The organism is Flavobacterium praedii, from assembly GCF_026810365.1.
In the GTDB taxonomy this organism is placed as follows: domain Bacteria; phylum Bacteroidota; class Bacteroidia; order Flavobacteriales; family Flavobacteriaceae; genus Flavobacterium; species Flavobacterium praedii.
In genome coordinates, this window is record NZ_CP113948.1 from 2,175,406 (window position 1) to 2,200,933 (window position 25,528).

The 25,528-nt window shown below is 34.3% G+C and carries 20 protein-coding genes and 4 tRNA genes; 1 reads left to right on the top strand and 23 read right to left on the bottom strand.

Annotation, left to right across the window (positions count from 1 at the left end; all coding sequences use genetic code 11):
• Positions 1–16: 16 nt before the first annotated feature.
• The 18 genes from rpoC to OYT91_RS09345 form a co-directional block, all read right to left on the bottom strand.
• Positions 17–4,327 (bottom strand): DNA-directed RNA polymerase subunit beta', encoded by a 4,311-nt coding sequence (gene rpoC, locus OYT91_RS09260; protein WP_281237733.1) that lies wholly within the window; start codon positions 4,325–4,327, stop codon positions 17–19.
• Positions 4,328–4,629: 302 nt separating this feature from the next.
• Entirely contained in the window at positions 4,630–8,442 is a 3,813-nt protein-coding gene (gene rpoB / locus OYT91_RS09265) for a DNA-directed RNA polymerase subunit beta (protein ID WP_269221973.1), read from the bottom strand.
• A 269-nt stretch (positions 8,443–8,711) separates the two neighbouring features.
• Positions 8,712–9,080, bottom strand: a complete 369-nt coding sequence (rplL, locus tag OYT91_RS09270) for a 50S ribosomal protein L7/L12 (RefSeq protein WP_077370834.1) — start codon at positions 9,078–9,080, stop codon at positions 8,712–8,714.
• A 94-nt stretch (positions 9,081–9,174) separates the two neighbouring features.
• On the bottom strand, positions 9,175–9,675 hold the full coding sequence (gene rplJ, locus OYT91_RS09275) for a 50S ribosomal protein L10 (protein ID WP_281237734.1): 501 nt from the start codon (positions 9,673–9,675) through the stop codon (positions 9,175–9,177).
• A gap of 22 nt (positions 9,676–9,697) precedes the next feature.
• The gene (gene rplA, locus OYT91_RS09280; RefSeq protein WP_039111376.1) at positions 9,698–10,387 is read right to left on the bottom strand and encodes a 50S ribosomal protein L1; all 690 of its coding nucleotides are present in this window, start codon (positions 10,385–10,387) and stop codon (positions 9,698–9,700) included.
• A 13-nt stretch (positions 10,388–10,400) separates the two neighbouring features.
• Complete coding sequence (rplK, locus tag OYT91_RS09285) at positions 10,401–10,838, bottom strand: 50S ribosomal protein L11 (RefSeq protein WP_035639405.1); 438 nt, start codon at positions 10,836–10,838, stop codon at positions 10,401–10,403.
• A gap of 67 nt (positions 10,839–10,905) precedes the next feature.
• Entirely contained in the window at positions 10,906–11,457 is a 552-nt protein-coding gene (gene nusG, locus OYT91_RS09290) for a transcription termination/antitermination protein NusG (protein WP_269221971.1), read from the bottom strand.
• A 9-nt stretch (positions 11,458–11,466) separates the two neighbouring features.
• Positions 11,467–11,664: a preprotein translocase subunit SecE gene (secE, locus tag OYT91_RS09295; protein ID WP_269221970.1), complete on the bottom strand. Its 198-nt coding sequence runs from the start codon at positions 11,662–11,664 to the stop codon at positions 11,467–11,469.
• 18 nt (positions 11,665–11,682) lie between these two features.
• Positions 11,683–11,753 (bottom strand) — tRNA-Trp (locus OYT91_RS09300).
• A 53-nt stretch (positions 11,754–11,806) separates the two neighbouring features.
• Positions 11,807–12,994, bottom strand: a complete 1,188-nt coding sequence (gene tuf / locus OYT91_RS09305) for an elongation factor Tu (RefSeq protein ID WP_269221969.1) — start codon at positions 12,992–12,994, stop codon at positions 11,807–11,809.
• Positions 12,995–13,047: 53 nt separating this feature from the next.
• Positions 13,048–13,119 (bottom strand) — tRNA-Thr (locus OYT91_RS09310).
• An 85-nt stretch (positions 13,120–13,204) separates the two neighbouring features.
• Positions 13,205–13,285: transfer RNA gene (locus OYT91_RS09315), tRNA-Tyr, on the bottom strand.
• Between the two features lie 56 nt (positions 13,286–13,341).
• Positions 13,342–13,415 (bottom strand) — tRNA-Thr (locus OYT91_RS09320).
• 89 nt (positions 13,416–13,504) lie between these two features.
• Complete coding sequence (gene hpf / locus OYT91_RS09325; protein ID WP_269221968.1) at positions 13,505–13,807, bottom strand: ribosome hibernation-promoting factor, HPF/YfiA family; 303 nt, start codon at positions 13,805–13,807, stop codon at positions 13,505–13,507.
• A 33-nt stretch (positions 13,808–13,840) separates the two neighbouring features.
• Positions 13,841–14,740, bottom strand: coding sequence for a tyrosine-type recombinase/integrase (locus OYT91_RS09330; protein WP_281237735.1), 900 nt, complete (start codon positions 14,738–14,740; stop codon positions 13,841–13,843).
• Between the two features lie 70 nt (positions 14,741–14,810).
• Positions 14,811–15,008, bottom strand: coding sequence for a 30S ribosomal protein S21 (gene rpsU, locus OYT91_RS09335; protein WP_024982054.1), 198 nt, complete (start codon positions 15,006–15,008; stop codon positions 14,811–14,813).
• Between the two features lie 261 nt (positions 15,009–15,269).
• Complete coding sequence (locus OYT91_RS09340; protein ID WP_281240377.1) at positions 15,270–16,409, bottom strand: acyl-CoA dehydrogenase family protein; 1,140 nt, start codon at positions 16,407–16,409, stop codon at positions 15,270–15,272.
• 17 nt (positions 16,410–16,426) lie between these two features.
• Positions 16,427–17,311, bottom strand: a complete 885-nt coding sequence (locus tag OYT91_RS09345; protein ID WP_281237736.1) for a ComEA family DNA-binding protein — start codon at positions 17,309–17,311, stop codon at positions 16,427–16,429.
• Positions 17,312–17,552: 241 nt separating this feature from the next.
• On the opposite strand from OYT91_RS09345, the gene OYT91_RS09350 reads away from it, so the two are divergent.
• Complete coding sequence (locus OYT91_RS09350; RefSeq protein WP_281237737.1) at positions 17,553–19,196, top strand: amino acid permease; 1,644 nt, start codon at positions 17,553–17,555, stop codon at positions 19,194–19,196.
• Between the two features lie 72 nt (positions 19,197–19,268).
• On the opposite strand, the gene OYT91_RS09355 is transcribed toward OYT91_RS09350, so the two are convergent.
• From OYT91_RS09355 to OYT91_RS09375, 5 genes are all read right to left on the bottom strand, one after another.
• Positions 19,269–19,496 carry a PspC family transcriptional regulator gene (locus OYT91_RS09355; protein WP_077370815.1) on the bottom strand — a complete coding sequence of 76 codons (228 nt, stop codon included), beginning with the start codon at positions 19,494–19,496 and terminating at the stop codon, positions 19,269–19,271.
• 121 nt (positions 19,497–19,617) lie between these two features.
• Positions 19,618–20,889: a DUF2851 family protein gene (locus OYT91_RS09360; protein WP_281237738.1), complete on the bottom strand. Its 1,272-nt coding sequence runs from the start codon at positions 20,887–20,889 to the stop codon at positions 19,618–19,620.
• Positions 20,890–21,064: 175 nt separating this feature from the next.
• Positions 21,065–21,547, bottom strand: coding sequence for a 3'-5' exonuclease (locus OYT91_RS09365; protein ID WP_281237739.1), 483 nt, complete (start codon positions 21,545–21,547; stop codon positions 21,065–21,067).
• A gap of 78 nt (positions 21,548–21,625) precedes the next feature.
• Positions 21,626–22,987 carry a pyridoxal-phosphate dependent enzyme gene (locus OYT91_RS09370; protein WP_281237740.1) on the bottom strand — a complete coding sequence of 454 codons (1,362 nt, stop codon included), beginning with the start codon at positions 22,985–22,987 and terminating at the stop codon, positions 21,626–21,628.
• A 110-nt stretch (positions 22,988–23,097) separates the two neighbouring features.
• Positions 23,098–25,056 carry a putative porin gene (locus tag OYT91_RS09375; protein WP_281237741.1) on the bottom strand — a complete coding sequence of 653 codons (1,959 nt, stop codon included), beginning with the start codon at positions 25,054–25,056 and terminating at the stop codon, positions 23,098–23,100.
• Positions 25,057–25,528 lie beyond the last annotated feature (472 nt).

A 25,528-nucleotide genomic window follows, 5' to 3' on the forward strand; every position in this document is an offset into this window, starting at 1 on the left:
TTGTTGAGTAAAAGAATTAATAAATATACTCTTCTTTATTTGCCATCATATCATTATAATCTTCTCTCGAACCTACAATTGCATTGTCATATTCTCTCATACCAGTACCAGCAGGGATTCTATGTCCAACAATTACATTTTCTTTTAATCCTTCCAAGTAATCAACTTTACCTGCAACAGCAGCTTCATTTAATACTTTTGTTGTTTCTTGGAAAGAAGCAGCAGAAATAAATGATTTAGTTTGAAGAGAAGCTCTTGTAATACCTTGCAATACAGGAGTTGCAGTTGCTGTAATAACATCACGAGCAACAACAAGATTTTTATCAGTACGTTTTAGTAATGAATTCTCATCACGCAATTGACGTGGAGTAATAATTTGCCCTGCTTTTAAAGCACTCGAATCTCCAGCATCTTCAACAACTTTCATACCATAAAGATTATCATTCTGAACAATAAAGTCTTTTGTATGAATCAATTGATCTTCTAAGAACAATGTATCTCCTGGATCTTGAACTCTAACTTTACGCATCATTTGACGAATAACTACCTCAAAATGCTTATCATTAATTTTCACCCCTTGTAAACGATATACTTCTTGAATTTCATTTACCAAGTACTGTTGAACAGCAGCAGGCCCTTGAATTCTTAAAATATCATCAGGAGTAATAGCTCCATCAGACAAAGGTACACCAGCTCTTACAAAGTCATTTTCTTGAACTAGAATTTGACTTGATAATTTTACCAAGTATTTTCTAATATCACCAAATTTAGATTCAATAACAATCTCGCGATTACCTCTTTTGATTTTTCCAAAAGAAACAACACCATCAATTTCAGAAACTACAGCTGGATTCGAAGGATTACGAGCCTCTAACAACTCCGTAATTCTTGGTAAACCTCCTGTAATATCCCCAGATTTAGAAGAACGACGAGGAATTTTAACTAAAACTTTACCTGCTTTAATTTTTTCACCGTTTTCAACCATCAAGTGGGCTCCAACTGGTAAGTTATAAGAACGAATCAATTCACCTTCTTTACCATAAACTAATAAAGTAGGAATTAATTTTTTGTTTCTTGACTCAGAGATTACTTTTTCTTGGAAACCAGTTTGCTCATCAATTTCGACCATGAACGATTGTCCTTGCTCTAAATCTTCATAAGCAATTTTACCAGTAAACTCAGAAACAATAACTCCATTATATGGATCCCATTTACAAATTACAGTTTCTTTAGCAACGGATTGACCATCTGTTACAAAAATACTAGATCCATAAGGAATGTTATTTGTACTTAATAAAATACCAGTTTTTTCATCAATCAATTTCAATTCAGTAGAACGAGAAACTACAATATCAACTGAATTTCCTTCGCTATCCTCACCTTTAACCGTTTTTAAATCTTCGATTTCTAGTTTACCTGCAAAACGAGTAATAATACTAGATTCTTCAGAAATACCACCCGCAACCCCTCCAACGTGGAAAGTACGTAATGTTAACTGTGTACCTGGTTCCCCAATAGATTGTGCTGCAATTACACCAACTGCCTCTCCTCTTTGCGTCATTTTACCAGTAGCTAAGTTTCTACCGTAACATTTAGCACAAATACCTTTAGTAGCTTCACAAACCAATGGTGAACGTACTTCAACTTTCTCCACTGGAGAAGCTTCGATACCTTTCACTAATGCTTCTGTGATTTGCTCACCAGCATGAACTAAAATCTCACTTGTCAAAGGATTTATTACGTCTTGTAATGCAACACGTCCTAAGATTCTTTCACCTAATGATTCAACGATTTCCTCGTTTTTCTTCAAAGCAGAAACTTCAATACCTCTAAGAGTACCACAATCTTCGATATTAACAATAACATCTTGAGATACGTCATGTAATCTTCTTGTTAAGTATCCAGCATCGGCCGTTTTCAAAGCCGTATCCGCAAGACCTTTACGAGCACCGTGAGTAGAGATAAAGTACTCAAGGATCGAAAGACCTTCCTTAAAGTTAGAAAGAATCGGGTTTTCAATAATTTCACCACCACCAGCAGTAGATTTTTTTGGCTTAGCCATCAAACCACGCATACCAGTTAACTGACGAATTTGTTCTTTGGAACCCCTCGCTCCAGAATCAAGCATCATATACACAGAGTTGAAACCTTGTTGGTCTTCTCTAATGTTTTTCATTGCTAATTCTGTCAATTGCGCATTTGCGGAAGTCCAAACATCAATAACTTGGTTGTAACGCTCGTTATTGGTAATAAGACCCATATTATAATTTGCAGAAATACCTTCAACTTGCTCTCTGGCATCTGCAATTAATTTTGGTTTTTGTTCTGGGATTCTAATATCACCAAGAGAGAATGACAATCCTCCTTTGAATGCAAATTTATACCCCATATCTTTCATATTGTCCAAGAAAGCTGCTGTTGTAGGCACATCAGTCGAACTCAATACGTGTCCGATAATATCTCTTAAGTTTTTCTTAGTCAATACATCATTGATATACCCAGCTGCTTCAGGTACTACTTCATTAAACAATACACGTCCAGCAGTTGTTTGTATAATTTGATACACTAATTCTCCAGCATCATTAAAATCTTTTGCTCTAATTTTTACTTGAGCGTTTAATTCTAAACGACCTTCATTCAAAGCAATATTAACTTCTTCTGCAGAATAAAATGTAATTCCTTGTCCTAAAATAGTTTTCTCAGGAGTTGACAAACGTTCTTTGGTCATATAGTAAAGACCAAGTACCATGTCTTGAGAAGGTACCGTGATTGGAGCACCATTTGCAGGGTTCAAAATATTGTGAGAAGCCAACATTAACAATTGAGCTTCCAAAATAGCCTCTGGCCCTAATGGTAAGTGAACCGCCATTTGATCCCCATCAAAATCCGCATTAAACGCCGTACAAACTAAAGGGTGCAATTGGATTGCTTTTCCTTCAATTAATTTTGGTTGAAAAGCCTGAATACCTAAACGGTGCAAAGTAGGAGCACGGTTCAATAATACTGGATGTCCTTTAATTACATTTTCAAGGATATCCCATACAACCGGTTCTTTTTTGTCAATTATTTTCTTAGCAGATTTTACTGTTTTTACAATTCCTCTTTCTATCAATTTACGGATAACAAAAGGTTTGTATAATTCAGCTGCCATATCTTTTGGCAAACCACATTCAAACAATTTCAATTCAGGTCCAACAACAATTACCGAACGAGCAGAATAATCCACACGTTTTCCAAGTAAGTTTTGACGGAAACGTCCTTGTTTACCTTTAAGGGAATCAGATAATGATTTTAAAGGTCTGTTTGATTCTGTTTTTACTGCAGATGCTTTACGAGTATTATCGAAAAGTGAATCTACAGATTCTTGCAACATACGTTTTTCGTTACGAAGGATTACTTCTGGAGCTTTAATCTCGATTAATCTTTTCAAACGGTTATTACGGATGATAACACGACGGTATAAATCATTCAAATCTGAAGTTGCAAAACGACCTCCATCAAGAGGCACAAGAGGACGCAATTCCGGTGGAATAACTGGAATCACTTTCATAATCATCCATTCAGGACGATTCTCTCTGTTCAAAGTAGACTCACGGAAAGATTCTACAACTTGTAGTCTTTTTAAAGCCTCTGTTTTACGTTGTTTTGATGTTTCGTTATTTGCTTTGTGTCTTAAATCATATGACAATTCGTCAAGATTAATACGAGCCAATAAATCCATAATACACTCTGCTCCCATTTTGGCAACAAATTTATTAGGATCAAAATCATCTAAATATTGATTGTCTGCAGGAAGAGTATCTAGAATATTCAAATATTCTTCTTCTGTCAAGAAATCTAATCTTTGGATAGATTCTCCATCTGCATTTTTAGCAATACCCGCTTGGATTACTACGTATCTTTCGTAATAAATAATCATATCTAATTTCTTAGATGGAAGACCAAGGATATAACCAATTTTATTAGGAAGAGAACGGAAATACCAGATATGAGCAATTGGCACAACAAGGTTGATGTGTCCTACTCTATCTCTACGTACTTTTTTCTCAGTAACTTCAACACCACAACGGTCACAAATGATCCCTTTGTAACGTATTCTTTTATATTTACCACAAGCACATTCAAAATCTTTAACTGGACCAAAAATTCTTTCACAGAAAAGACCATCGCGCTCTGGTTTGTGAGTTCTGTAATTGATAGTTTCAGGTTTTAAAACCTCTCCTCTAGATTCTTTCAAGATTGATTCTGGAGAAGCTAATCCTATTGAAATTTTATCAAATCTTTTTACAGGATTCTTATCTTTATTATTATTTCTATTATTCATCATAGTTTTTACTATTGATTTATTTGCAATTAAAAATTGATTTTATTTTAGTCTATTATCAAATGCCTTAAAGTTTTTATAGTCATGAATGACATTAGACTTTGGGCTTTTAAACTTTCGACTTAAACACTACCTCGGATTACTTCTCTAAACTTCAAACAAATTTTGAAGTGCTAGTTATAAAATTTTTTGAAATTTTATAAAAAATCGGAACGGGTTACGGGCCTAAATCCTAAAAACTCTTATAAATGAGTAAACAGTTTTCAGATATTGCTACCTGAAAACTGAGTACTACAAAAATTTATTTATTCTTCTAAACGAATATCTAATCCTAAACCTTTCAATTCATGCATTAATACATTGAATGATTCTGGCAATCCTGGTTCTGGCATAGACTCCCCTTTTACGATAGCTTCGTAAGTTTTGGCTCTACCAATAACATCATCAGATTTAACCGTCAAGATTTCTCTAAGTGTACTAGATGCTCCATAAGCTTCAAGTGCCCAAACCTCCATCTCTCCAAAACGTTGACCTCCAAATTGAGCTTTACCTCCAAGTGGTTGTTGTGTAATCAACGAGTATGGTCCGATAGAACGTGCGTGCATCTTATCATCAACCATGTGACCTAATTTTAACATATAGATTACACCTACAGTTGCTGCTTGATGGAAACGCTCTCCAGTACCACCATCATAAAGGTGTGTATGTCCAAAACGTGGTACTCCAGCTTCATCAGTCAATTCGTTGATTTGATCAAGAGAAGCTCCATCAAAAATTGGAGTAGCAAATTTTCTACCCAAATTCATACCAGCCCAACCTAAAACCGTTTCATAAATTTGTCCAATGTTCATACGTGAAGGTACCCCAAGTGGATTCAACACAATATCAACTGGCGTTCCGTCTTCCAAGAAAGGCATATCTTCATGACGAACAATACGAGCAACAATACCTTTGTTACCGTGACGTCCTGCCATTTTATCCCCCACTTTCAACTTACGTTTCTTAGCGATATATACTTTAGCCAATTTCAAGATTCCAGATGGCAATTCATCACCAACCGTGATAGTGAATTTCTCTCTACGTAAAGCCCCTTGTAAATCGTTCAATTTAATTTTATAGTTATGAATTAAATCATTAACCATTGTATTAGTTGCATCATCAGCAACCCATTGACCCTTACTTAAGTGTGCAAAATCTTCAACAGCATAAAGCATTTTTTGAGTATATTTTTTACCTTTTGGTAAAACCTCTTCACCCAAATCATTCATTACACCCTGAGAAGTTTTTCCATTTACAATATTGAAAAGTTTCTCAATCAATTTATCTTTAAGCTCAACAAACTTCACTTCAAACTCCATTTCAAGCGCTCCTAAAGCATCTTTGTCCTGAGTACGTTTACGTTTGTCTTTAACCGCTCTTGCAAATAATTTTTTATCTAAAACTACACCGTGTAAAGAAGGAGAAGCTTTTAATGAAGCGTCTTTTACATCACCTGCTTTATCCCCAAAGATTGCACGAAGCAATTTCTCTTCTGGAGTAGGATCTGATTCTCCTTTTGGAGTAATTTTCCCGATAAGAATATCACCAGGTTTAACCTCGGCACCAATTCTAATCATACCATTTTCATCCAAATCTTTAGTAGCTTCTTCAGAAACGTTTGGTATATCATTCGTAAGTTCTTCGTTACCTAATTTAGTATCTCTTACCTCTAATGAGTAATCGTCTACGTGGATTGAAGTAAAGATATCATCACGAACTACTTTTTCAGAAATCACAATCGCATCCTCAAAGTTATACCCTTTCCATGGCATAAACGCCACTTTAAGGTTTCTACCCAAAGCTAATTCACCATTTTGAGTAGCATATCCTTCAGACAATACTTGACCTGGAATCACTCTATCCCCTTTTCTTACGATAGGTTTAAGATTGATACTTGTTCCTTGATTGGTTTTTCTAAATTTAATTAAGTTGTATGTTTTATCATCAGATTCAAAACTAACCATTCTTTCTTCCTCAGAACGATCGTATTTGATAGTGATAATATTAGCATCAACATATTCTACAACTCCATTTCCTTCAGCATTTATCAATACTCTAGAATCTGAAGCCACTTGACGCTCTAAACCAGTTCCAACAATCGGTGCTTCAGGACGAATTAATGGTACGGCCTGACGCATCATGTTAGATCCCATCAACGCTCTATTCGCATCATCATGTTCCAAGAAAGGAATCAAAGAAGCCGAAATCGAAGCAATTTGATTTGGAGCAACGTCTGTATAATGTACTTGAGAAGGATCAATTACTGGGAAATCACCTTCTTGACGTGCAATTACGTTTTCGGCAGTGATTTTACCTGTAGCATCCATTTTAATGTTTGCTTGGGCAATTAACATTCCTTCTTCTTCCTCTGCACTTAAATAAATCGGAGTAGCATCTAAATCTACCACACCATTATTTACTTTACGGTAAGGTGTTTCAATGAAACCCATTCCGTTTACTTTAGCATAAACACCAAGAGAAGAAATCAAACCAATGTTTGGTCCCTCAGGAGTTTCAATTGGACATAAACGTCCGTAGTGCGTATAGTGAACGTCACGAACCTCAAATCCAGCTCTTTCTCTTGAAAGTCCACCTGGTCCAAGTGCTGATAATCTTCTTTTGTGCGTAATCTCAGCTAATGGATTCGTTTGATCCATAAATTGAGACAACTGATTTGTTCCAAAGAAAGAGTTGATTACAGATGATAATGTTTTAGCATTAATCAAATCTATTGGTGTAAACACCTCGTTATCTCTAACGTTCATACGCTCTCTAATGGTTCTAGCCATACGCGCTAAACCAACACCGAATTGTTGAGACAATTGTTCACCAACTGTTCTAACACGACGGTTTGATAAGTGATCAATATCATCAATCTCAGCTTTAGAGTTGATCAATTCAATCAAATACTTAACAATAGTAATGATATCTTCTTTGGTAAGCACTTGCTTTTCCATTGGAGTATCAAGACCAAGTTTTTTATTAATTCTATAACGACCTACTTCACCTAAGTTGTAACGTTGGTCAGAGAAGAACAATTTATCTATAATACCACGAGCAGTTTCTTCATCAGGCGGTTCTGCGTTACGCAATTGTCTGTAGATATGCTCAACAGCTTCTTTTTCAGAGTTTGTTGGATCTTTTTGTAACGTATTGTGAATGATAGAATAATCAACTAGATTATTATCTTCTTTATGCAACAAAATAGATTTAACGTTAGAGTCAATGATTTCTTCAACATTATCTTTGTCGATAATAGTATCTCTATCAAGGATTATCTCGTTACGTTCAATAGAAACAACTTCGCCAGTATCTTCATCAACGAAATCTTCATGCCAAGTGTTCAAAACACGAGCAGCTAATTTTCTACCAATATATTTTTTAAGTCCTGTTTTAGAAACTTTAATTTCTTCAGCAAGGTCAAAGATTTCAAGGATATCCTTGTCTCTTTCGAATCCAATTGCACGGAATAAAGTAGTAACAGGTAATTTTTTCTTTCTGTCGATATAAGCATACATTACGCTATTAATATCGGTAGAAAATTCTATCCAAGATCCTTTAAAAGGAATTACTCTTGCAGAATATAATTTTGTTCCATTTGCATGGAATGACTGTCCAAAGAAAACACCAGGAGAACGGTGTAATTGTGAAACCACAACTCGCTCAGCTCCATTGATAACAAAAGTACCACTTGGTGTCATATAAGGTATTGTTCCAAGATAAACATCTTGTACAATAGTTTCAAAATCTTCGTGTTCAGGATCGGTACAATATAGTTTCAACCTTGCTTTTAAAGGCACACTATAAGTAAGACCTCTTTCTATACATTCTTGAATAGTGTAACGTGGTGGATCTACAAAGTAATCTAGGAATTCCAATACAAAGTTATTTCTTGTATCTGTAATTGGAAAGTTTTCCATGAAGGTGTTGTATAACCCTTCGTCGCCTCTTTCGTCTGATTTAGTTTCTAGTTGAAAAAAATCTTTAAACGATTTTACCTGAACATCTAGAAAATCTGGATAGTCAGGAATATTTTTTGTAGAGGCAAAATTCAATCTTTCAGTCTGATTTGTTATCATCAATGGACAAAATTTTGATTAAAAAAAAGTAGTTTTTTGTGTAAAAACACAATGTTTAATTGATACCTTTCTTTTTATAATCAATACATCTTTAAAAATGAATAGGTAAAATTCAGTTCAATTTTTTTTCTTCGTATTGATCAAAAACTTTTTCGTATTTTAAACTATTATTATAATAAAACTTGTTATAATTTTATTATACGAAAAATGGTTTAGGTCATTGAGTGACTAAACTCAAGACCTAAACCGAATTCTAAACTATGTAAGAGTTATTTTAACTCAACAACAGCTCCAGCTTCTTCTAAAGATTTTTTAAGACCTTCAGCCTCTTCTTTAGTTACACCTTCTTTAACGTTACTTGGAGCGCTATCAACTACATCTTTAGCTTCTTTCAAACCTAAACCTGTAAGTTCTTTAACTAATTTCACTACAGCTAATTTAGAAGCACCAGCTTCTTTCAATACAACTGTAAATTCTGTTTGAGCTTCTTCAGCAGCAGCTTCTCCACCACCTGAAACTACTACAGCTGCAGCAGCTGGTTCGATTCCGTACTCATCTTTTAATATTGTTGCTAATTCGTTAACTTCTTTTACAGTTAAATTAACTAATTGTTCTGCGAATTGTTTCAAATCTGCCATTTTTTCTATCGTTTTAAAATGATTTGTAAAAATATAATTTATTTATTGTGCGCTATTTTAAGCAATAAGGAAATAAAATTCCCTATTCTGAGTATTATGCTTCAACCTCTTCGCTACCTGCGAATTGATTTTGTAAAGCAGAAATAACTCTTTGAGCTGGTGATTGCAATAATCCAATGATTTCGCCGATAAGCTCTTCTTTAGATTTAATAGTAGCTAATGCTTCTAATTGGTTATCACCAATGTAAATTTCAGAATTGATATAAGCTCCTTTTAATACAGGCTTATCCGATTTTTTTCTAAAATCTTTAATGATTTTTCCAGGTGCATTTGCAACATCCGCAATAAAGATTGCAGAATTTCCAGCCAATACAGTTGGCAATTCACCAAAATCTTTATCAGAAGCTTCCATTGCTTTTGCAAGCAAAGTATTTTTAACTACTTCTAATTTTATACCTGCCTTAAAGCAAGCTCTTCTCAAGTTTGAAGTAGTTTCTGCGTTCAGTCCAGAAATATCAGATACATAAACAATATTTGTACCAGCTAACTGTGCAGTTAAATCTTCAATCGCGATTGATTTTTCTTCTCTAGTCATACTAAAAATTATTAACTACCAATTATACTGCTTTAGGGTCCAATGCAATTGCAGGACTCATAGTGCTTGTAAGGTGAATACCTTTAATATAGGTACCTTTAGCAGCAGTTGGTTTAAGTTTGATTAATGTTTGAATAATTTCGTGTGCATTGTCATAAATTTGCTCAGCTCCAAAAGAAACTTTACCAATTCCTGCATGAACGATACCAGTTTTATCAACTTTAAAGTCAATTTTACCAGCTTTCACTTCTTGAACAGCTTTTGCAACATCCATAGTTACAGTACCTGTTTTAGGGTTTGGCATTAAACCTCTAGGTCCTAAAATACGACCTAATGGACCTAATTTACCCATTACAGCAGGCATAGTGATGATCACATCAACATCTGTCCAACCGTCTTTTATTTTTTGTAAATAATCATCAAGACCTACATAGTCTGCACCAGCTGCTAAAGCTTCCGCTTCTTTGTCTGGAGTAACCAATGCCAATACTTTAACGTCTTTACCAGTACCATGAGGTAATGTTACAACACCTCTTACCATTTGATTCGCTTTTCTTGGATCTACACCCAATCTAACTGCGATATCAACAGACTCATCAAATTTTGCAGAAGCTATAACTTTAATTAATGCAGCTGCATCTTTCAAAGAGTATAGTTTATTCTTTTCAATTTTTGAAGCAGCCTCTTTTTGCTTTTTTGTCAATTTTGCCATGTCTTTCTCTTAATTAAAAAGGAGAATCTCCTGATACAGTTATACCCATAGATCTAGCTGTTCCAGCAATCATGCTCATAGCAGATTCGATTGTGAATGCATTTAAATCTACCATTTTATCTTCAGCAATTGCTTTGATAACATCCCAAGTAACGCTTGCTACTTTTTTACGATTTGGTTCACCAGATCCTGACTTTAGCTTTGCAGCTTCCAATAACTGGACAGCCGCTGGAGGAGTTTTTACAACAAAATCAAATGATTTGTCTTTATACACAGTAATTTGTACTGGGCATATTTTGCCGGGTTTATCTTGTGTTCTAGCATTAAATTGCTTACAGAACTCCATGATGTTTACCCCAGCAGCTCCTAAAGCAGGTCCAACCGGTGGCGACGGGTTCGCAGCACCTCCCTTAACTTGTAGTTTAACTACCTTACTAATTTCTTTAGCCATTTTTTAAAAAATTTAACACGACAATCATTGGAAGCGATTGAAGTGGATATTATAGATGTAACAAAAATTATACTTTTTCAACTTGCATAAAGCTTAATTCTAAAGGTGTTTTTCTTCCGAAAATTTTCACCATTACTTCAAGTTTACGCTTTTCTTCATTAATTTTTTCAACCGTACCGTTAAATCCATTAAAAGGACCATCGATCACTTTAATAGTTTCTCCTAAATTGAAAGGAATAGAACGAGTATCTGTATTTACAGCCAACTCATCCACTTTACCTAGCATTCTATTAACCTCAGAAATCCTCAAAGGAACAGGCTCTCCACCTTTAGTCTCCCCTAAGAACCCAATAACACTTGTAATAGACTTAATAATATGAGGAATCTCACCAACTAGATTGGCTTCCAACATAACATATCCCGGAAAGTAAACCTTATCCTTAGATAATTTTTTACCTTCTTTTACAGTAACTACTTTTTCAGTAGGCACAAGAACTTGCGAAACATAATCACTCATTCCTAAACGAGCTATTTCTGTTTCGATATAAGCTTTCACTTTATTCTCTTGTCCGCTTACTGCACGAACGACATACCACTTTTTTATATTATTATCTGCCATTACAAAAAATTATGCTTTTATCCAGTTAAAAAACACAGCTAATGTTTTTGCAAATACCTCATCTACTCCCCATGTTGCTAAAGCGAATACCACTGAAAAAACAGCAACAACGATCGTAAGGCGCTGAACTTCAGCCCAATCAGGCCAAGTTACATTTGATTTTAATTCTTCAAATGATTCTGATATGTAATTAACAACTTTTGTCATAGTGATTAGTTTATTTTGCACGGGCGGAGGGATTCGAACCCCCATCAACGGTTTTGGAGACCGCTATTCTACCCTTGAACTACGCCCGTAATTAATAAAAACCAGTGTCGACTAAACGACACTGGTTTAGCATTATATATAATTAAGCTACAATTTCAGTTACCTGACCTGCACCTACAGTTCTACCACCTTCACGGATAGCAAAACGTAAACCTACGCTCATTGCGATTGGGCTTAACAAAGTAACATTGATAGTTAAGTTGTCACCTGGCATTACCATCTCTACTCCTTCTGGTAAAGTAATAACTCCTGTTACGTCAGTTGTACGTACGTAGAACTGTGGACGGTAGTTATTATGGAATGGAGTATGACGTCCACCTTCTTCTTTTTTCAAGATATACACCTCAGCTTTGAAAGTAGCGTGTGGTTTAACAGATCCTGGCTTAATGATAACCATTCCTCTTTTGATAGATTCTTTATCAATACCTCTTAATAATAAACCTACGTTATCTCCTGCTTCACCTCTATCAAGGATTTTACGGAACATTTCAACTCCAGTAATAGTAGAAGTTAATTTTTCAGCTCCCATACCGATGATTTCAACTGGATCTCCAGTATTAGCAATACCAGTTTCGATACGACCTGTAGCAACAGTTCCACGACCTGTAATTGTAAATACGTCTTCAACTGGCATCAAGAAAGGTTTCTCAGTATCACGTACTGGCTCCTCGATCCAAGCATCAACAGCTTCCATCAATTCAATAATTTTAGGAACCCAAACAGGATCATTATTCAATCCTCCAAGAGCAGACCCTTGAACAACTGGACAATTATCTCCATCATATTCATAGAAAGACAATAAGTCTCTAATTTCCATTTCAACAAGTTCTAACAACTCAGCATCATCAACCATATCCACTTTGTTCATGAAAACTACCATTCTAGGAATACCTACTTGGCGACCTAAAAGGATGTGCTCACGTGTTTGTGGCATTGGTCCATCAGTTGCAGCTACAACAAGGATAGCACCGTCCATTTGAGCAGCACCAGTAACCATGTTTTTTACGTAATCCGCGTGACCTGGACAGTCAACGTGTGCGTAGTGACGGTTAGCAGTTTCATACTCAACGTGTGATGTATTAATTGTAATACCTCTTTCTTTTTCTTCAGGAGCATTATCAATTTGATCAAATGATTTTGCTTGACAGTAACCAGCATCAGATAACACTTTTGTGATTGCTGCTGTTAAAGTAGTTTTACCGTGATCTACGTGTCCGATCGTACCAATATTTAAGTGTGGTTTCGAACGGTTAAAGGTTTCTTTTGCCATTTTACTTAATTTTAATCTAGTTTATATATTTATTTCAATTTCCTACTTACTTGAGCCAACTACGGGAATTGAACCCGTGACCTCTTCCTTACCAAGGAAGCACTCTACCTCTGAGCTAAGTCGGCAGAGAGTTCTGATTTTAGATTTGCGATAATAGATTTTAGATTTAAAACCCGAAATCTACATTCTGAAATCTCAACTTCTTTCTTGTGGGGAGAGCAGGATTCGAACCTGCGAAGTTCACACAGCAGATTTACAGTCTGCCCTCGTTGGCCGCTTGAGTATCTCCCCATTATTCCAATATTACAAAAGAACTAATTCCAAACGCTTTGGAAGTCATAATTTAGAGCCGGCGGAGGGACTCGAACCCACGACCTGCTGATTACAAATCAGCTGCTCTAGCCAACTGAGCTACGCTGGCAATATCAAAAAAAAGTCCGCTATTTCTAACGGACTGCAAATGTATAGATTTTATCTTTTAATCAAAACATTTTTTCGAAAAAATTTTAATTAAATATGCGTTCTTAACTTTTCTTTACGTTTTACTAGCAATCGTTCTAATGATTCTGCAGATTGCTCAACAGCTTCTTCAAAGGTTTTGCATTGTTTTTTTACTAAAAAATCATCTCCAGGAACATTAATCTTTATTTCGACAATCTTATTTTCCTTTTCACTTGTCTTTTCCACCTTCATAAAAACATCCGAAGAGACCACTTTGTCATAATACTTTTCTAATTTGTCCATTCTCTCTTGAACGAAATCCACCAGCTTTTTGTCAACTGTAAAGTTAACCGCATGAACATTTACCTTCATAATCAATCTTTTTAATGGTTAAACATTTCAGAATCATTTTTCACCCCTAGGATGCGCATCTTTATATACCTTTTTGAGCTCTGCTAAACTACTATGCGTATATATTTGAGTAGATGCCAAACTAGAATGTCCTAACAACTCCTTAACTGAATTTAAATCAGCCCCGTTATTTAATAAGTGAGTCGCAAACGTATGTCGTAATATATGAGGACTTTTTTTTACTTTCTCGGAGACAGTACTAAAGTATGAATTTATTAATCGATACACAAAAGAATCATTTAATTTTAACCCTTTTTTTGTGAGAAACAAATAATCTCCATCAACCATTTCTTCTAACATTGAGCGCTCCTTTATATACAACAACAACTGCTCTAGCACTATAGGTAAAATGGGCAAAATCCGTTCCTTATTCCTTTTTCCTAAAACTTTTAATGTATTAGTAGCCAAATTTACATTAGAAAGCTTCAATTGAATCAGCTCTGCTCTTCGCATCCCTGAAGAATAGAACAGTTCTACTATGAGTTTATCCCTTATTTCTTTATACCCTTCGGAGTTTGAATTTTGAGACAACGCCTCTACGAGTTCTTTTTCAGAAAAAGGAATCTGAAGTTTCTTTTCTACTTTTAAAGCCCGGTGTTTCAATAACGGGTTACCATTGATTTGTTTTGTTTTTAAAAGGAATTTATAAAAAGCTCTTAAAGAAGCAATCTTTCTATTTACGGTACTATTTGAAACACCATCTTCTACAAGCGAAACAATCCAACTTCTGATTTGACTGTAATTGACATTTTCAATAGAATCTTGTTCAAAATATTGCTTATTAAATGACTCGAAGTATGTTATATCATTTAAATATGCCTTGATGGTATGTGGAGAGTATTTTTTTTCGAATTGCAGATAATCACTAAATGCATCTTTATTATTTGTAGCCATAAAAAAACCGTTAGCATCAAAGTTAAGAAACTTTAATTACTAACGGTACATTTATTTTAATAGAATTCGACTAGATATTTTCTAAACCATCTTTCATGTTTTGAATATAAGCAGCTTTTTGAAATTTCATTCTATTGATAACTGATGGCTTTATAAAAGCAGTACGTGCTCTTAGTTGTCTTACAGTTCCAGTTTTATCGAATTTTCTTTTGTAGCGCTTAAGTGCTCTATCGATATTTTCTCCGTCTTTAATTGGTATAATTAACATAATTTTATCACCCCCTTTCGTTAAGTGCGCAAAAGTAAACATTATTTTGAATCTAGAATGCTTTTTTTAAAAATATTTTCTGAATTTATTTTCTACTAGCAAACCAGACTATATATGATTTCCAAATGGTCTTGGTCTCGCGTGAAGGATGGACGCTAGCTACCGAAGTAGCGCAAACAGCCTGACAGCAGATTAAGTAAGGGGCGAATGAGCACAAACTACATCAGCCCCTTACTTACTATGGTGACACGCCCAAAATGTTTATTTTAATAAATTTCTGGATATTACTACTTTTTGAATTTCGGTGGTTCCTTCGCCTATAGTACATAATTTTGAATCTCTATAGAATTTTTCAACAGGATAATCTTTGGTATATCCATAACCACCATGAATTTGAACGGCATCGTTTGCCACTTTTACGCAAACTTCAGAGGAATACATTTTGGCCATTGCACCTAATTGAGTTACAGGCCTGTGTTGCTCTTTAAGAAAAGCGGCTTTGTGCAGCAATAACTCTGATGCTTCAATTTCTGTAGCCATATCGGCCAATTTAAAAGAGATTCCTTGAAATTCGGAAATTGGCTGTCCAAACTGATGTCTTTCTTTTGAATATTTCAAAGCTGCTTCGTAAGCTCCTTTTGCAATTCCCAAAGACAATGCTCCGATAGAGATTCTTCCTCCATCTAGAATTTTCATGGCTTGAATAAATCCCTGCCCCACTTCTCCAAGCCTATTTGCATCTGGAATTCGGCAGTTATCAAAAATTAATTCTGCTGTTTCGCTAGCACGCATTCCTAATTTATTTTCTTTTTTACCAGAAGTAAATCCTGGCATACCTTTTTCAAAAACAAATGCTGTCATTCCTTTTGAATCTCCTTTTTCACCGGTACGTACAATCACTACGGCAATATCGCCAGAAATAGCATGAGTGATAAAGTTTTTAGCTCCATTGACCACCCAAAAATCACCATCACGAACAGCAGTTGTGTTCATTCCGCCGGCATCCGATCCCGTATTGTGCTCGGTTAATCCCCAGGCACCTATATGCTCGCCAGTTGCCAATTTGGGAATCCATTTTTTCTTTTGCTCTTCATTTCCAAAGGTAAGAATATGATTGGTACATAAAGAATTATGAGCTGCAACCGATAATCCAATAGATGGATCGACTTTGGAGATTTCTTCTACAATTGTAATGTATTCATGGTAACCCAATCCAGATCCACCCAATTCGGTTGGAACGAGAATCCCCATAAATCCCATTTCACCAAGTTTTTTGAAAAGTGGAATTGGAAAAATTTGAGCTTCATCCCATTCCATTATAAAAGGTCTTATGTTTTTTTCAGCAAAATCCCTTATAGATTGCGCTATTAAAGATTGTGTTTCGTTGTAATCAAAATTCATCATAAATGTCTTTCGTGTTAAAAGTCCAAATATAAGGCAATATAATTTGCTTTTTCAACAGGAAAGCCGTTAATTTTTATCAAATCCTCAATATTTTTAAAATCACCATACATACTTCTATATTTTACAATTTGTTTTGCTAAATCATATTTGAAATAAAAAAACTGAGAAAGTTCCTTTAATGATGCATTATTAATATTTATTTTATGCAAAGTTGTGGGTTTTGAGATGACAAAGTGAGTATTTAAATTCAGAATTACTTCTGGAGGCAATCCCCAAACCTCTTTGAGCTGTTCCATCGACACAAAACCACCTAATTTTTCTTTTTGTGTTAAAATTCGAATAGAGATTGCCTCGCCTATCCCATTAATTTTGATTAAATCTTCTTTAGAAGCTTGATTGATATCTATTAGAACTATTTTTTCTTTTTTGGAAAAAGCCAAATGCTGACCATACTTATATACTTTAGTCTCTTTGTTCCGATTCACCCAATCTGGAAATTTGAAATAGGGAGCAATGGCATTCAACAATGAATCTGAAACTTTTGTCACGTTTTGAAACTCTTTGGCAGAATTTACAAACTTATTTTCTTTCCTAAAGGCAAGAAGTCTATCGATTTCCAGAACAGACATTCCTAATTTATACCCTTTATAATCGGTTATAAAATTAGGATTAAAAGGAAAAATTCGGGGAGAGCTGTTTTGATTCTGCCATTTACCTGCATCTATTTCAGATTGAAGCGAAAGCCATTTATGTTCTTCTGGATAAACTTTTCTGATTGTATTAAAATCTACAAAAAAATAAATCAATTGTAAAATGATGATGATTCCGAACAAAAAGAGGACGCCAGACCGTTGATGTCTTGAAATTTTTAAATATTGTTTAAAAAAATTGATATTCATAATCCTAAATTAACTTTTAGAACAAACTGTTTGAAATTTAAAAATATAAAAAAATACGCAAATAAATCAATTTGTAAGAAAATAGTTTTTTAAAGAGAAGACTAAAATAGTATAACGAATATGATTACCGTTTTATTGAAATAAAAATTGCAACAATTTTGTTAGTTAAATGAAATTATAATTTTTATTTTTTATAAAAAACAATACATTTGACACTTAATAACTTTTAAACCATAAAACCATGTCTATTTGGAAAAGAAAACCATTAGCTCAACTACTAGCAGAAGCTGCTGATTCTGAAAAAGGATTAAAGAAAACCTTAACAGCCCCAGGTTTGGTTGCATTAGGGATTGGCGCCATTATTGGAGCAGGATTATTTTCAATTACTGGACTAGCTGCATCAATGAATGCTGGGCCAGCTATAACAATATCTTTTCTTGTAGCTGCATTTGGTTGTATTTTCGCTGGTTTATGCTATGCTGAATTTTCTTCAATGATACCAGTTGCGGGTAGTGCTTATACCTACTCCTTTGCCACAATGGGAGAATTTGTAGCATGGATAATTGGCTGGGATTTAGTATTAGAATATGCAGTAGGAGCCGCAACAGTTTCTATTAGTTGGTCGCGGTATTTTGGCAAATTCTTAGGCGGTTATGGCATACATCTTAATGAAGCTTATATGCTATCCCCATTTGAAGGAGGTATCATTAATATCCCAGCAGTTGCAATCGTCATGATAATGTCTTTAATATTAATTAGAGGCACCAAAGAATCTGCATTTGTAAATGGAATTATCGTATTATTAAAAGTAACAGTAGTTTTAGTTTTTATTGCTGTAGGATGGCAATATATTAGACCTGAAAACTACACACCATACATCCCTGAAAACACAGGAAAGTTTGGAGAATTTGGTTTTTCAGGTATTATTAGAGCAGCTGCGATCGTGTTTTTTGCTTATATTGGTTTTGACGCTGTATCTACAGCTGCACAAGAAGCAAAAAATCCAAAAAGAGATATGCCAATTGGAATTCTTTTATCGTTAGCAATATGTACAATACTTTATATCCTTTTTGCTCACGTAATGACAGGAGTTGTAAACTATCAAGCCTTTGCTGGTAAAGATGGTATCGCACCTGTAGCAATAGCAGTTGATGCAATGGGACCAATGGGAGCCAATGGATTAATAACTCCTGCCTATCCATGGTTAAACAACGCAATAATATTAGCAATTTTAGGAGGATATTCTTCTGTAATCTTAGTGATGTTAATGGGACAAAGTAGAGTGTTTTTCTCTATGAGTAAAGATGGTTTAATGCCAAAAGTTTTCTCCGAAGTTCATTCAAAATTCAGAACTCCAGCCAAAAACAATTTGCTTTTTATGGTAATTGTCAGTCTTTTTGCTGCATTCGTTCCAGCGAGAGTTGTTGGTGAAATGACAAGTATAGGTACTTTATTCGCTTTTATACTAGTATGTATTGGAGTATTAATTATGCGTAAAAAAATGCCTGAAGCTCCAAGAGCCTTTAGAACACCATTTGTACCATACGTTCCTATAGCTGGTGTTTTAGTATGTTTGTTTATGATGGTATTTTTACCATTAGACACTTGGATTCGATTAATAGCATGGATGATGGTTGGATTTGATTTATATTTGTTTTACGGAATGAAAAATAGTGTTTTAAACAAAGGTAATTTTAGTTTAAAAAGCTACAAAACAGTTGCTGGCTCAGGATTAGGAATGGTACTTGCCTTAGTTATTGTTGCATTCATAAATCACTTAGATCCTAATATACACGAAGATTTCTTATTTTACTTCTCATTAGTATTTGCAGCAATACATGTATTTATATACTCGTACAGCTTCAAAAAATCTAAAGACTCATAAATAATTTAAATAAAAAAAAGGGATTTTAAAGCTTAACCACTTTAAAATCCCTTTTTTTATGCTTTCTCATTTCTATAAATCAAAAACAGAAGTACGTTTTGCTCTAACTAAATCTTTAAGACGAATCCAGAAAGCCAATGTAAGATAAACTCCAAAACCCAATCCTGCCGTGACAAAAGAAATATAGATAAAAAACAAACGCACACTTGTCACCCTCATTCCTAATTTATCAGCCAAACGAGAAGAGACATGAAAACCATATTTTTCAAGAAAAAACTTTAATCGTATTACTGCACGCATTTTTTTTAGTTATGAGTTATGAGTTATTAGCTCTGAGCAAAATTAAAGAATCTTTCAATACCAACAATCAATATCCAAAAAAGTTCATAAAACTGATTTAAAAAACTTCAAAAGTCAATGACTAATTATTTTTCAGCAGTTCCATTCCGATAGCACAATCCAGACATTTATTTTTATTGCAATATTCATTTTTGAGTTGCAATAATGATTGTGTTTCAAATGCATTTTTAGCTTTTATCCCAAAGGAACCAAATTTATCTATTATTGAATTTTTCTCAGGATCAATTTCATTTAAAATAGTAATTAAATCCTCCGAAGCCTCCTTTCCTTGACTTTTGACATAAGCAAATTGAAGCGGAATAATCGTATTCAAAACAATTAAATCCAGAAAAGATTTGGACAAGATTTTCTTTTTCTTGGGACTTTCTTTATCGAATTGATAATGAGTTTGCCAATAAGGAGAGACCGAAATGCAAAAAAAATCATAAATTGCATTGATAGCATTCAAGCCACTTATTTTTGAAAATAAATTTTGATGTTTGTGGTACAAATTAGCTAACTGGGACAACCGAATTGTTGGAAAATTATCAGGGCGATGTTTAAAAAACTGTACAGGTTCGACACAACTTTTGTCTAATTGGTATTTATGGAGCAAATAAAAATACCTGAATTTCAAATCTTTGAAATAGTTATCTTCTTTTTCAGCATCCAATAATCCTGCAGAACCGAAAAGTAAAGCTTCGAGATTCTCTACTTCAAAACATTCTTTTCGAATGACTGAAAATGGAATAGATTGAGCAATTTTCAGAAAAATATCGCCATTGGTATTTAAACCAAAGCTTTTAGCCAAAAGACAAAACAGAACAGCTTCCCAATCATTATTGGTCGATACTAACAATTCAAAAACAGGTATTGATTTCCTTTCCAATCGCTCAAAAAACAATCGTTCTTGCCAATTGATTAATGTAAATTGAGGAATTTCCTTTAGCTGTTTTTCGCAAAAAATCCAAGATTTTGGACGCAACAATTTTTGATAATTATTTACAATTTCTGTACAAACATAATTTTTTAGTTCTAGTACAGGAATTTCAGAATTATTGCTTCGGTAAATTTCGGAATCGTGCTCCCAAACCACATGCAAAATTACGTTTTTATAACTCACATCTACTTCATGATGATGGAGATACCAATCAGAAGATTTGACATGAATTTCAACATTTCCAGCCCACTTCTGATTTCCAATAGTAATTTGAGCATTGAAAAAATCAGGGCCTGCCTGTTCTAGATACTGCCCGACATTACTAATTATGATTTCCTCTTGATTACTCGTTTTTAGATTTAAAGCATCAAATTTTTTGAACTTCCAGAGGTAGTGGAGAAAATCTTCTTTCATATTTTTTTTAGATAATAGATGAAAAGATAAGAGATAATAGACTCATCCTAAAAGACTAAAGTACTAAAAAAAACCAACAACTTAACTTACAAAGTTAAAAAGACAGATAATTCTACAAAAATTTAAAATCATTAATCAATTAATGATTAAAATGCTCGATATAAAATTGAAAAAATTATTTCAATAAATACAATTTAGCACAAGCTCTAGCATCAGATAAAGCTTCGTGATGATTCAGTTGAATTTGCATTGCTTTACAGCAATCACTTAATTTAGTTGGTTTTAAACCTTTAGATTTATATATTTTGACAGTACATTCCCAACGGGATCCAATATTTAAATCTTCGTAGTTCAAACCATAAAGCGCCATAGATTTAGATAAAACATTACGATCAAAACTTTCATTATGCGCCACAATGATTCTGTTTTGAAGTCTTTTTTGAATTTCGGGAAAAACCTCTACAAACGATTTAGCATTCGCCGTATCTCTCGGATAAATTCCATGTACTCGAATCGTAAAAGGATTGTATTCGTTGTTGGGTGGTTTGATTAAAGTCACAAACTCATCTACAATAACCCCATTTTCGACGGTAACAATCCCAACCGAACACGGATGATAAGCGGTGGCCGTTTCAAAATCTATAGCAGTAAAGGTCATAGGTATTTTAGAATTTAGATTGCAGATTTTAGATTGCAGATTTTGAAGTAGTCCTTAAAATCTGCAATCCAAATAAAATTATTTCATCGACCGAATAATATCCGATTTAGTAATAATTTGATGATTCCCATTTTCAAGTTCAACCAAAACGGCATCATTTTCTTTAGTAAATAACTTAGATACATCTTCGATTGAAGTTCCTAATTTTACAACAGGAAACGGTTTACCCATAACTTCTTTGATAGGTTTATCAGCTACATTTTTATCAGCTACATAACTTCTAAACAAATCTGTTTCGTCAACAGAACCAACAAAACCAGTAATATCAACCACAGGGATTTGCGAAATATTATACTTACGCATGCGATCAATAGCGTGCGAAACTAATTCTTCAGTTCGAACAATAACTAATGGTTGATTGATATGATCTTTGATAACGTCTTCCGCTTTGGTTACATCATCTTCCAAGAATCCTCTTTCTCTCATCCAGTCATCATTAAACATTTTACCCACGTAACGGCTTCCAGAATCATGAAACAATACCACAACCACATCTTCTGGTTTGAAATGCTCTTTGAGCTGCAACAATCCTTTTATAGCAGCACCTGCAGAATTCCCAACAAATATTCCTTCTTCAAGAGCAATTTTTCGGGTATAAACTGCTGCGTCTTTATCGGTTACTTTGGTAAATCCATCAATAAGAGAGAAGTCCACATTCTTTGGTAAAATATCTTCACCTATTCCTTCTGTGATGTACGAATAAATTTCATTTTCATCAAATATCCCAGTTTCGTGGTATTTTTTAAAAACAGAGCCATACGTGTCAATTCCCCAAATTTTGATGTTTGGATTTTTCTCTTTCAAGAATTTCCCAACGCCCGAAATTGTTCCACCAGTTCCAACTCCAACCACAAAATGAGTTATTTTCCCTTCGGTTTGTTTCCAAATCTCGGGTCCTGTTTGCTCGTAATGCGCTAAGGAATTGGACATATTATCGTATTGATTTACATACCAAGAGTTTGGTGTCTCTGATGCCAATCTTTTGGAAACCGAGTAATACGAACGAGGATCTGTAGGCTCCACATCGGTAGGACAAACTACTACTTTGGCACCCACGGCACGAAGGATATCCATTTTCTCTTTAGATTGCTTATCGGATATCACACAGATCAATTTATAACCTTTTATAATGGCTACCAACGCCAAACCCATTCCAGTATTTCCAGAAGTTCCTTCTATTATTGTTCCTCCTGGTTGCAAACGTCCATCTGCTTCAGCATCTTCAATCATTTTTACAGCCATACGGTCTTTTACTGAATTACCAGGATTGAATGTTTCTACTTTAGCCAAAACTAAAGCATCTACTTCTGACGTTATTTTATTGAGTTTTACTAATGGAGTATTCCCAATGGTGCCTAATATATTTTCTGAGTATTCCATTTATAATTTTAGAATTTAGATTTAAAAGTGTAAAATTAAAAACAATTTTCTTCGAGTTTTTTAATTTCGAAATAGAATTTCAATTTTTAATATTATACAAAATAAAGAAGTTAATTAAAAAAGTTCCATACCAATCCGAAACGAATTAAGAAATCACGATACGGATAATCGGGTGCCGAAAAATAATTATTTTCTGAAAACATCGAATTAAAATGTTCTGCCTTTAAATAAATTCGGGTTCGTTGAATTTTTGCATTTATAAAAAAGTCCAAATTAGGATAATTACCAATCTTTACTTTATTTTGAGTAAAAAATTCGCCAATCAAAGGATTATAACCGTTACTGTAATAACTGGTAAAATAATTTAACTCCAACCCTATTTGTAAAAATAATTTTTTATCAATTATATAATCCGAAAAGTAAAAAGTGTTTCTGGTTACAAATTCCGGAACATTCAAAATTGGATCCGATTGATCAACTTTTTGAAACAACAAAGTATTATCTAATGCCCATTTACCAAAAACAAACTCCTTAGACGCCTTCAACGAAACATAACGAATGACCTTTCCATATTGTGAAGGCGATATAAATTGTTGCAAACTATCATTTCGTTGAATATCTGTTGTTACATCGGCAAAATACAAATGATCTTTAATAGAATTCAATTGCAAAGACAATTTACCCCATTGCGTGTCAGCGTTTACACTGATAGCATTTATTTTTTCATTCACAAAATCATTCGACCAATTATACGATTTATAACTACTCTGAAGTAAGTTGAAATTGTTATTAGGCAACTTATTCATGTTTTGGTAACGAAATGACACTTGATTGTCCTCGTTAAAATCATATACTGCCGAGGCGTCTAAATTGGATAAATTTTGATCTGTAATCGATTTAGAATATGAAAATTTCCCATTCCATTTGTCTTTGCGATAATTGTATTGTCCCCCAATACTATTAATAGTTTGACTTAACAAATTTGGAACAGTTTCGGTATCAAAATACAAAATATTGTTGTAAAAATAATTGGATCTAAAATCATCTGCAAAAAAAGTAAAAGCACCCAAAGTGGTATTTTCATAAACCAAACCCACCTTATTATACATTTTGTTATAGGTAGTTTTATCATTTATACCACTTGTAGCAAATGATTTACCAAAACGATTCACCTGTAGCCCTCCTACATAGGATGGGACGGTTTGTTGGGTATAATCAAAGTAAATATCTTCGTAATTAAATTGTTCTGTTACATATAGATTGTTTCCTCCTTTTTTTGGGTTGATCCTAAAGGTTTGATCCACAAAAAAACGTTTCCCTTTCAACAACGACATAGCATCTTCGAAATAAACCCCCAATCGGGCTCTATTATCAAAATCAGGGTCGCCACTCTCAAAATCACTAGACTTACTAATCCCTCCATTTTCTTCGTTTTGAACCTTTTGCGCTACATAATGCGCATTGGCAACATAACGGCCATCTTTGGTATTATAGCTACTTGTAAATCGAAAATTCCCTGTTCTAGCTTCATGATTAATGTATCTACCTTCAGAACGCAATGCCCTGTAAGCTATAGAAAAATTCAGTCTTGGAGACGTATTTATTGCAAAATAAACATCTGTAGACTGTCCTCTAACAATGGTAGTTTTAAAATAAAGCTCGGTTACGGGAGTCGCAACATTAGCATATCTTATGTGTTCGGCTTTGCTAAAATTAAATTGTTTGGCTGTAAAACCAAACCCGGGATAAGGCGAAAATCCATTCAAACCATATTGAAGTGTATTATATGTTTGTCCCTCATTACTAAAACTCAAAAGCCCAAAATTATCTTTTCGCAAATAATTAAAAGAATGTTCTTTGCGTATAGATTGGGTTGTATCTATGTAAGTAGTATCCCGATCCAGTGAAATAATCTGATACATATCATAAGTTGCTTCAGGCGCTTTTTTCTTCTTTATCGAGTCCGAAGAATTGTATTTGCTATTATAATCAATTTCTTTAGCACTATTTACTTGAGAAAACAGCAGAAATGGGAAGGCTAAAAAAAATAAAGAAAAGAAAATTCTCATTTGAAAAGGGTATAATTAGGCAATTATTGTATTGATATATCGAGCAAAGGTAAAGGATAAAAACATATAAATAAAAAAACCACTCAATTTATAAAACAAACCACAAAACATAATTTAGTTAAAATCGACAACATTCATATTCCGAATAATTTGGGCGAGTCCCCATTATTGCAAGTGGGCCACTTCACTTACTGCCTATTAGCCCACTTACAATAACGCGGTCGGGCTATACGCGCTACTTCGGTAGCTAGCTTCTATCCCTCTCGCGCAATGTCATTAAGTTAAGCTTTGTTTTTTCTCGCCAAGACGCAAAGGCACAAAGTTAAGAGCCGATTTCTTGGCGTCTTCGCGTCTTTGCGAGAGTTATATTTTGAAAAAGCGTAGTGAGAAACCCTTAACTTAATGACATTGCCCTCTCGCACTCGCAAGATGTGGAGTGCAATCCTAACCTCTTTATTTTTCCCGAAACCAA

Bases quoted from the DNA above. Each gene is read 5' to 3' on its own strand.
- rpoC (WP_281237733.1), bottom strand. From the start codon at position 4,327: ATGATGAATAATAGAAATAATAATAAAGATAAGAATCCTGTAAAAAGA.
- rpoB (WP_269221973.1), bottom strand. From the start codon at position 8,442: ATGATAACAAATCAGACTGAAAGATTGAATTTTGCCTCTACAAAAAAT.
- rplL (WP_077370834.1), bottom strand. From the start codon at position 9,080: ATGGCAGATTTGAAACAATTCGCAGAACAATTAGTTAATTTAACTGTA.
- rplJ (WP_281237734.1), bottom strand. From the start codon at position 9,675: ATGACTAGAGAAGAAAAATCAATCGCGATTGAAGATTTAACTGCACAG.
- rplA (WP_039111376.1), bottom strand. From the start codon at position 10,387: ATGGCAAAATTGACAAAAAAGCAAAAAGAGGCTGCTTCAAAAATTGAA.
- rplK (WP_035639405.1), bottom strand. From the start codon at position 10,838: ATGGCTAAAGAAATTAGTAAGGTAGTTAAACTACAAGTTAAGGGAGGT.
- nusG (WP_269221971.1), bottom strand. From the start codon at position 11,457: ATGGCAGATAATAATATAAAAAAGTGGTATGTCGTTCGTGCAGTAAGC.
- secE (WP_269221970.1), bottom strand. From the start codon at position 11,664: ATGACAAAAGTTGTTAATTACATATCAGAATCATTTGAAGAATTAAAA.
- tuf (WP_269221969.1), bottom strand. From the start codon at position 12,994: ATGGCAAAAGAAACCTTTAACCGTTCGAAACCACACTTAAATATTGGT.
- hpf (WP_269221968.1), bottom strand. From the start codon at position 13,807: ATGAAGGTAAATGTTCATGCGGTTAACTTTACAGTTGACAAAAAGCTG.
- OYT91_RS09330 (WP_281237735.1), bottom strand. From the start codon at position 14,740: ATGGCTACAAATAATAAAGATGCATTTAGTGATTATCTGCAATTCGAA.
- rpsU (WP_024982054.1), bottom strand. From the start codon at position 15,008: ATGTTAATTATACCAATTAAAGACGGAGAAAATATCGATAGAGCACTT.
- OYT91_RS09340 (WP_281240377.1), bottom strand. From the start codon at position 16,409: ATGAATTTTGATTACAACGAAACACAATCTTTAATAGCGCAATCTATA.
- OYT91_RS09345 (WP_281237736.1), bottom strand. From the start codon at position 17,311: ATGAATATCAATTTTTTTAAACAATATTTAAAAATTTCAAGACATCAA.
- OYT91_RS09350 (WP_281237737.1), top strand. From the start codon at position 17,553: ATGTCTATTTGGAAAAGAAAACCATTAGCTCAACTACTAGCAGAAGCT.
- OYT91_RS09355 (WP_077370815.1), bottom strand. From the start codon at position 19,496: ATGCGTGCAGTAATACGATTAAAGTTTTTTCTTGAAAAATATGGTTTT.
- OYT91_RS09360 (WP_281237738.1), bottom strand. From the start codon at position 20,889: ATGAAAGAAGATTTTCTCCACTACCTCTGGAAGTTCAAAAAATTTGAT.
- OYT91_RS09365 (WP_281237739.1), bottom strand. From the start codon at position 21,547: ATGACCTTTACTGCTATAGATTTTGAAACGGCCACCGCTTATCATCCG.
- OYT91_RS09370 (WP_281237740.1), bottom strand. From the start codon at position 22,987: ATGGAATACTCAGAAAATATATTAGGCACCATTGGGAATACTCCATTA.
- OYT91_RS09375 (WP_281237741.1), bottom strand. From the start codon at position 25,056: ATGAGAATTTTCTTTTCTTTATTTTTTTTAGCCTTCCCATTTCTGCTG.